This window comes from Polaromonas sp. P3_C2, from assembly GCF_056402675.1.
The window spans coordinates 1-6,860 of the sequence record NZ_JBFUGX010000187.1 but is presented as its reverse complement, the minus strand read 5'-3'; the positions used below and the strand labels follow the sequence as shown (position 1 = coordinate 6,860).

The following is a 6,860-nucleotide window of genomic DNA, read 5'->3' as shown; positions in this document are numbered from 1 at the left end:
GGTCTATCCGCATTCAGTGCGTGCCAGCGACGCGCACCCCAACGAAGTGCGCATCGCCTTCGACGGTGACGCGGTGCTGTTTTCGGACGAAGCCGAGCGCGTCTTCCAGGCGCAGGGCCTGTCCGCCTTCCAGCAGCACGAACGCGACAAGGCCACACAGCCGCTGCTGGCCGGCCCGTTCAAACCCCTGCTTGAAGCGCTGCACCGTTTGCAGCAGGTCGGCACCTCGCACATGCGCATACGCACGGCCCTGGTTACCGCCCGCAGCGCGCCCGCGCATGAACGCGCCATCCGCACGCTGATGGACTGGAACATTGAGGTCGATGAAGCCATGTTCCTGGGGGGTCTCGCCAAAGGCGAATTCCTGCGCGAATTCGAGCCCGACTTTTTCTTCGACGACCAGACCGGTCACGTGCACTCCGCCTCGCAGCATGTTCCCTCGGGCCACGTGGCCAGTGGTGTTTCCAACCAGCTTTCCTGAGCCGCGAAAGGGCTTTCATGAATCCGTCCAGTCTTTTCGCAAAATTTACCGCATTCAGTCTTTTTGCCAGGCGGATAGCCGCACTGGCCGCCCCTTACTTCCGGTCCGAGGAAAAATGGAAGGCTCGCCTGCTGCTGGTGGCCATCGTGCTGCTCAACCTCGGCACGGTTTACATGGCAGTGCAGTTCAACGACTGGTACCGCGTGTTTTATGACGCACTTGAAAAACGCGACCAGGTCGTCTTCTGGCAGCAGATGGGCCGGTTCAGCTATCTGGCCTTTGGCGCGATCATCATCGCCGTCTACAAGTTCTACCTGACCCAGTTGCTGCAAATGCGCTGGCGCGCGTGGATGACACGCGACTACCTGCGCCGCTGGCTGTCGCACCACGCCTTCTACAAGATGGAGCTCGCGCGTTATTCGGCGACAACCGATATCAACGCCAGCCCGGACAACCCGGACCAGCGGATTCAGGAAGACGTGCAGTCTTTTACCACCTCCACGATCACACTGAGCATGGGCCTGCTCAATGCGGTCGTGACGCTGGTCAGTTTTGTCGGCCTTCTCTGGGTTCAGTCGGGTCCGCTGGACTTCACCCTGGGCGGAAGCAGCTATTTCATACCGGGTTACATGGTCTGGGCCGCGGTGGCCTATTGCCTGGTCGGCAGCGTGCTGGCGCATTACATCGGTCGGCCACTGATCAAACTCAACTTCTTGCAGCAGCGCTACGAAGCCAATTTTCGCCACCACATGGTACGGGCGCGTGAATACAGCGAATCCATTGCGCTGGACCATGGCGAGGCGGTGGAGCGCAGCCAGCTCGATGGTCGTTTCACGACGGTGCTGGCGAACTACCTGAACCTGATACGCGCCAACAAAAAACTCATCTGGTTCCAGAGCTTCTTCGGCCAGGCTGCCTTGATTTTTCCGTTCCTTGTTGCGGCACCTCGCTTCTTCGGCGGAGCAATCCAGCTTGGCCAGCTGATTCAGATTTCCTCGACCTTCGGCAAGGTTCAGGACTCACTCAGCTGGTTTGTGGATAACTACGACAATCTCGCCAGCTGGCGCGCGACAACAGATCGCCTGACAAGCTTCGAAGACAGCATGATTGCGCAGGCAAAAGACAACGTCGGCCTGGTCACCAGTGCGTCCACATCGCTCACGTCGAGCGACCTCAATCTGGCCCTGCCGACCGGAACCGTTCTCCTGACAGGCGTCGAACTGCATGCCGACGCCGGCGACCACATTCTGCTCAGGGGCCCKTCCGGCAGCGGAAAGTCCACCCTTTTTCGCGCTTTGGCAGGCATCTGGCCGTTTGCCACCGGCCGCATCGCCCGACCTGAAAACGCCATGTTCATCCCGCAGCGCCCGTATTTCCCGAACGGCTCCCTGCGCGATGCACTGGCTTACCCCGAACTGGCGGCAAGCTACACCGACGATGCGCTGAAGCAAGCCCTGAACGAAGCCCTGCTGCCCGAACTCGCCGCACGGCTGGACGAAGAAGACGCCTGGAGCCAAAAGCTTTCGGGAGGGGAGCAGCAGCGCCTTTCCATCGCCCGGGTATTGCTGAAGAAACCCAAATGGATTTTTGCGGACGAAGCCACCAGCGCGCTCGATGAGGCGGCTGAAAAAACGCTGTATGAACGTTTGCTGGCGCTCGTCAAAACATCGGGAGGCGCGATCATCTCGATCGCCCATCGGCCCAACGTGGCGGCCTTTCACAACAAGACCTGGGCTTTCGAAAAGCTGCCCGAAGGCTCACCCGCGCTGTTCACGCTGAACCAGCGTGCCGCACAGGAAGCGCCCTGAATGCCCGAGGAAGCCGCAAGAACCCCCGAGCCGGTAACGGCTGAATCCCTCTCCGCCTGGGCGCCCATCAAGCGCCCCGTGTTCCGCATGCTGTGGAGCACCTGGCTGGTCGCCAACATCTGCATGTGGATGAACGATGTGGCGGCCGCCTGGATGATGACCTCGATGACCACCTCGCCCCTCTGGGTGGCGCTGGTGCAGTCGGCCTCCACGCTGCCGGTGTTTTTGCTGGGGCTGCCCAGCGGCGCACTGGCCGACATCCTGGACAGGCGCCGCTACTTCATCATGACGCAGTTCTGGGTGGCGGTGGTGGCCACGCTGCTGTGCATCGCCGTGATCTCGGATGTCATGACGCCGCCCCTGCTGCTGGCGCTGACCTTTGCCAACGGCGTGGGCCTGGCCATGCGCTGGCCGGTGTTTGCCGCCATCGTGCCCGAGCTGGTTCCCCGCGTGCAGTTGCCCGCCGCGCTGGCGCTCAACGGTGTTTCGATGAACGCCTCGCGCATCGTCGGCCCGCTCGTTGCCGGCGCTTTGATTGCCGGCGCCGGCACCGAATACGTGTTTGTGCTCAACGCCGTGCTGTCGGTCATTTCGGGCTTTGTCATCATGCGCTGGCGGCGCGACCACGCACCCAGCCCGCTGGGGCGCGAGCGCCTGGTCAGCGCCATGCGCGTCGGCCTGCAGTTTGTGAGCCAGTCGGCGCGCCTGCGTGCGGTGCTGCTGCGCGTAGCGATTTTCTTTTTTCACTCCACCGCCCTGCTGGCTTTGCTGCCGCTGGTGGCGCGCGGCCTGCACGGCGGCGACGCCGGCACCTTCACGCTGCTGCTGGCGTCCATGGGAACGGGCGCCATCATCGCGGCGCTGAACCTGGCGCGGCTGCGCCAGATGATGCCGCGCGATGTGCTGGTGATGCGCTCCACACTGCTGCAGACGGCGTCCACCGCCGCCATGGCCTTCGCGCCCAATGTGTATGTGGCCGTGCCCGCCATGCTGCTCAACGGCATGGCCTGGATCACCTGTGCCAATTCGCTCAGCGTGTCGGCCCAGCTGTCATTGCCCGACTGGGTGCGCGCGCGCGGCATGTCGATGTACCAGATGGCCATCATGGGCGCCAGCGCAGCGGGTGCGGCGCTCTGGGGCCATGTGGCGGGCCTCACCAGCGTGTCCACCGGCCTGCTGATGGCCGCCGCCAGCGGCTCGATCGTGATGATGGTGGCGCAGTACCTCGTGTCGGACCTCAGCATTGAAGAAGACCTGACCCCGTCGCGCCAGTTCAAGGCGCCGGTGGCCGAAGAGCCGCCCGGTGCAGGCCGCGTGGTGGTGAGGATTCACTACCAGATAGACCTGGCGCGCGCCGACGATTTTCGCGCGCTGATGCAGGAAAGCCGCCGCAGCCGCCTGCGCCAGGGTGCACTTGAGTGGGAACTGCTGCGCGACGTCAACAAGCCCGGCCATTACATCGAGCAGATCATTGACGAGTCATGGACCGAGCACCTGCGCCGCTTTGACCGCGTGACGGCCAGCGACGTGGCGCTGCGCGAACGCAAACTCGGATTTCACCTGGGTGAAGAACCCCCGCTTGTCAYCCGCAGCATCGTCGAGCCACCCGGCAGAAGCTAGCGGCATTTTTTAGCCACCAACCACGGAGTATTTTTGTGATTGCAGCCACACCCCCAGCCCCTTACTACGCCGTGATCTTCACGTCATTACGAACCGAAGGCGACAAGGGCTACGGCGACATGGCCGACCGCATGGTGGCGCTGGCCACGCAGCAGCCGGGCTTTCTGGGCGTCGAATCAGCCCGCGAAGGCCTGGGCATCACGGTGAGCTATTGGCAAGACCTGGCGTCCATCAAGACCTGGAAAATGAATGCCGAGCACCTGGTGGCGCAGCAAACGGGTCGCAGCGACTGGTACACGCATTACAAGACCCGAATCGCAAAGGTAGAACGCGACTACGGTTTCGAAAGCCCGTCCACATAGCCTGCGAAACCTCTGGCCCGCAATTCGCAGGCCGGGCAGGTGCCGCAGCCATAGCCCCAGGCATGCCGGTGCACACGATCACCGAGGTAGCATGTGTGCGTGTGTTCCACGATCAGGTTCACCAGCGCTTCACCGCCGTTGGGCTCGCCTGATTTTTCACCGATGTCATGCGCCAGCCGCCAGGTGTCGGCCTTGTCGATCCACATCAACGGCGTCTCGATCAGAAAGCGTTTGTCCATGCCCAGCGACAGCGCCAGCTGCATGGCCTTGATGGTGTCGTCGCGGCAATCGGGGTAGCCTGAAAAATCGGTTTCGCAAACGCCGGTGACCAGCACCTGCAAATCTCGCCGGTAAGCCAGCGCCGCTGCGAGCGTGAGGAACAGCAGGTTGCGCCCCGGCACAAAAGTGTTGGGCAGGCCCGAGCTTTCCATCTTGAAAGCGACGTCACGTGTCAATGAGGTGTCGCTGACCTGCCCGAGCACCGCCAGGTCCAGCAGGTGGTCTTCACCGATCTTGTGGGCCCACTGTGGGAACTGCTGTTTGATTTCGCGCAGCACATTGAGCCGCGCTTCCAGCTCTACCTTGTGGCGCTGGCCGTAGTCAAAAGCCACCGTCTCGACACGTTCGTATTTCGACAACGCCTGCGCCAGGCAGGTGGTGGAGTCCTGTCCGCCGGAAAACAGCACCAATGCAGAGGTATGCATCCGCCCTCTCCTTTTTTACAGCAGCTTGCGCTTGGCCAGGCTTTTCATCAGCGCCGAAATGCCGAAGGTCCACGGCGCAGCCTTGTCGGAAGTCGTGACGCGGTTCACCAGGCTGCCCAGCTGCGGCGTGGCCACCGTCACTACATCACCCACCACGTGGGTAAAGCCCTGGCCCGGGCCGTGGCGGTCTTGCGTGGGGGCAAACATGGTGCCCAGGAAAAGCATGAAGCCGTCGGGGTACTGGTGGTTGGCGCCAATGGCTTGCGCCACCAGGTCCAGCGGGTCGCGGCTGATCTTTTTCAGCGAGCTGCCACCCTTCATCACAAAGCCCTCAGGCCCTGTGACGGTGATGCTCAGGTCGCTGCTGCGCACATGGTCGATGGTGAAGCGTTCGTCGAGCAGGCGGATGAAGGGGCCGATCGCGCACGATGCGTTGTTGTCTTTGGCTTTGCCCAGCAGCAGTGCGCTGCGGCCTTCAAAGTCGCGCAGGTTCACGTCGTTGCCCAAAGCGGCGCCCACGGTCTCGCCGCGCGAGTTCACGGCCAGCACGACTTCAGGTTCGGGGTTGTTCCAGTCGCTGCCAGGGTGTATGCCCACTTCGGCGCCCGTGCCGACCGCGCTCATCGGCTGGCTCTTGGTAAAGATTTCCGCGTCGGGGCCGATGCCCACTTCCAGGTACTGCGACCACATGCCCTGGGCGATCAGCACATCTTTGAGCTGGGCCGCTTCGGGCGAACCGGGCTTGATGCTGCCCAGGTTCTCGCCGATCACGGCGATCACCGCCTTGCGCGCTCCATCGGCCTTGCTGGCGTCGCCGCCCGCCTGTTCTTCAATCACGCGCTCCAGCATCGATTCGACAAACGTCACACCCGAGGCTTTCAGCGCCTGCAGGTCGCATGGCGCCAACAGCCAGGGCAGCCTGGTGTCATGCGCATCCTCAGCGGAATTGGCCAGCACTTCGGCCGTGCTCGCCAGCCGCGGCAGCTTCGCCGCAGCGGCCCGCACAACCTTGGCGACACCCGGCAATTCCAGCAGCTGGCTGGCGGTCGGCGCGACGCTGGAAAGGTCATACACACCGTCGGGTGTGACCAAAGCCAGCACCGGGCCAGTGCCTTCTATCCAGACACGCCCCACCAGCAAGGCATCAGCGGCGTCAACAGGCAGGGTGGAAGCAGGGCTCAGGGAGTTTTTCATGATGTTGGAAGGGAGGAACAGGAAGGGCAGCACAGAAAAGCGTATGAAGCTGTCAATAGTACAAGGAAGTACGAGGCGCCCAGGCACCCCGCTGAGGGTTGAGGAAAAGCGCACGCACACGTCTCGGCCCCAGGCAAGCCCGCTACACTGAAACGCACCCGCTTGCGGGACACTGCCTTCATGCCACCCGGGAGGCAGCCAAACCTTCACACCCCTGATTTTTAAGTCAAATATGCCTCTAGCCCCCGAAAAACTTGCGCAAGCAGCTATCGAATTAATAGCAAGGCGAACCACGGGAAAGGCGGGCCCACGCTTGCCCGACAGCTGCCGTCCTGCCGACCTGGAAGACGGCTGGCAGGCGCAGCAGGAAGTCACCCGCCGGCTGGGCCAGCCGGTGGCCGGCTGGAAGGCCTCACCGCCCAGCCCCGGCAAGCTGGTAGCCGCACCCATTTACCAGCCCACCCTCAGCCGCGCCGCAACATGCACCGTGCATTTTCCTGCAGGTGCCGCCGCCGTGGTGGTTGAGCCGGAACTGGCTTTTGTACTGGCCAAAGACCTGCCCCCGCGCGCGCAGCCCTACACCGAGGCTGAGGTGGATGCAGCCATTGGCTCCGTCCATGCCGCGCTGGAAATCTGTGCCAGCCGCTACACGGACCACAGCAGCCTGCCTTTTCCCGAACTGCTGGCCGAC

At 62.9% G+C, this 6,860-nt stretch carries 6 protein-coding genes and 1 pseudogene; 5 read left to right on the top strand and 2 right to left on the bottom strand.

Features of this window, described 5'->3' with window-relative positions; genetic code table 11:
• From AC1DWI_RS09950 to AC1DWI_RS09935, 4 genes are all read left to right on the top strand, one after another.
• A partial coding sequence (locus AC1DWI_RS09950; protein ID WP_477724762.1) for a 5'-nucleotidase occupies nt 1-481 on the top strand: 481 nt, incomplete at its 5' end.
• A gap of 17 nt (nt 482-498) precedes the next feature.
• Nucleotides 499-2,289 carry an ABC transporter ATP-binding protein/permease gene (locus AC1DWI_RS09945; protein ID WP_477669929.1) on the top strand — a complete coding sequence of 597 codons (1,791 nt, stop codon included), beginning with the start codon at nt 499-501 and terminating at the stop codon, nt 2,287-2,289.
• Entirely contained in the window at nt 2,290-3,909 is a 1,620-nt protein-coding gene (locus AC1DWI_RS09940; protein ID WP_477724761.1) for an MFS transporter, read from the top strand. It begins immediately after the preceding gene.
• A gap of 35 nt (nt 3,910-3,944) precedes the next feature.
• Nucleotides 3,945-4,271 (top strand): antibiotic biosynthesis monooxygenase family protein, encoded by a 327-nt coding sequence (locus tag AC1DWI_RS09935; RefSeq protein WP_477669931.1) that lies wholly within the window; start codon nt 3,945-3,947, stop codon nt 4,269-4,271.
• On the opposite strand, the gene queC is transcribed toward AC1DWI_RS09935, so the two are convergent.
• Both queC and AC1DWI_RS09925 read right to left on the bottom strand, forming a co-directional pair.
• Complete coding sequence (queC, locus tag AC1DWI_RS09930; protein WP_477669932.1) at nt 4,244-4,975, bottom strand: 7-cyano-7-deazaguanine synthase QueC; 732 nt, start codon at nt 4,973-4,975, stop codon at nt 4,244-4,246. The genes AC1DWI_RS09935 and queC overlap by 28 nt on opposite strands.
• A gap of 15 nt (nt 4,976-4,990) precedes the next feature.
• A complete protein-coding gene (locus AC1DWI_RS09925) occupies nt 4,991-6,169 on the bottom strand; it encodes a fumarylacetoacetate hydrolase family protein (protein ID WP_477669933.1) in 1,179 nt (392 codons plus the stop codon).
• Between the two features lie 232 nt (nt 6,170-6,401).
• Between AC1DWI_RS09925 and AC1DWI_RS09920 the strand changes: the two are divergent.
• A pseudogene (locus tag AC1DWI_RS09920) lies at nt 6,402-6,860 on the top strand (2-keto-4-pentenoate hydratase); the annotation flags it as partial.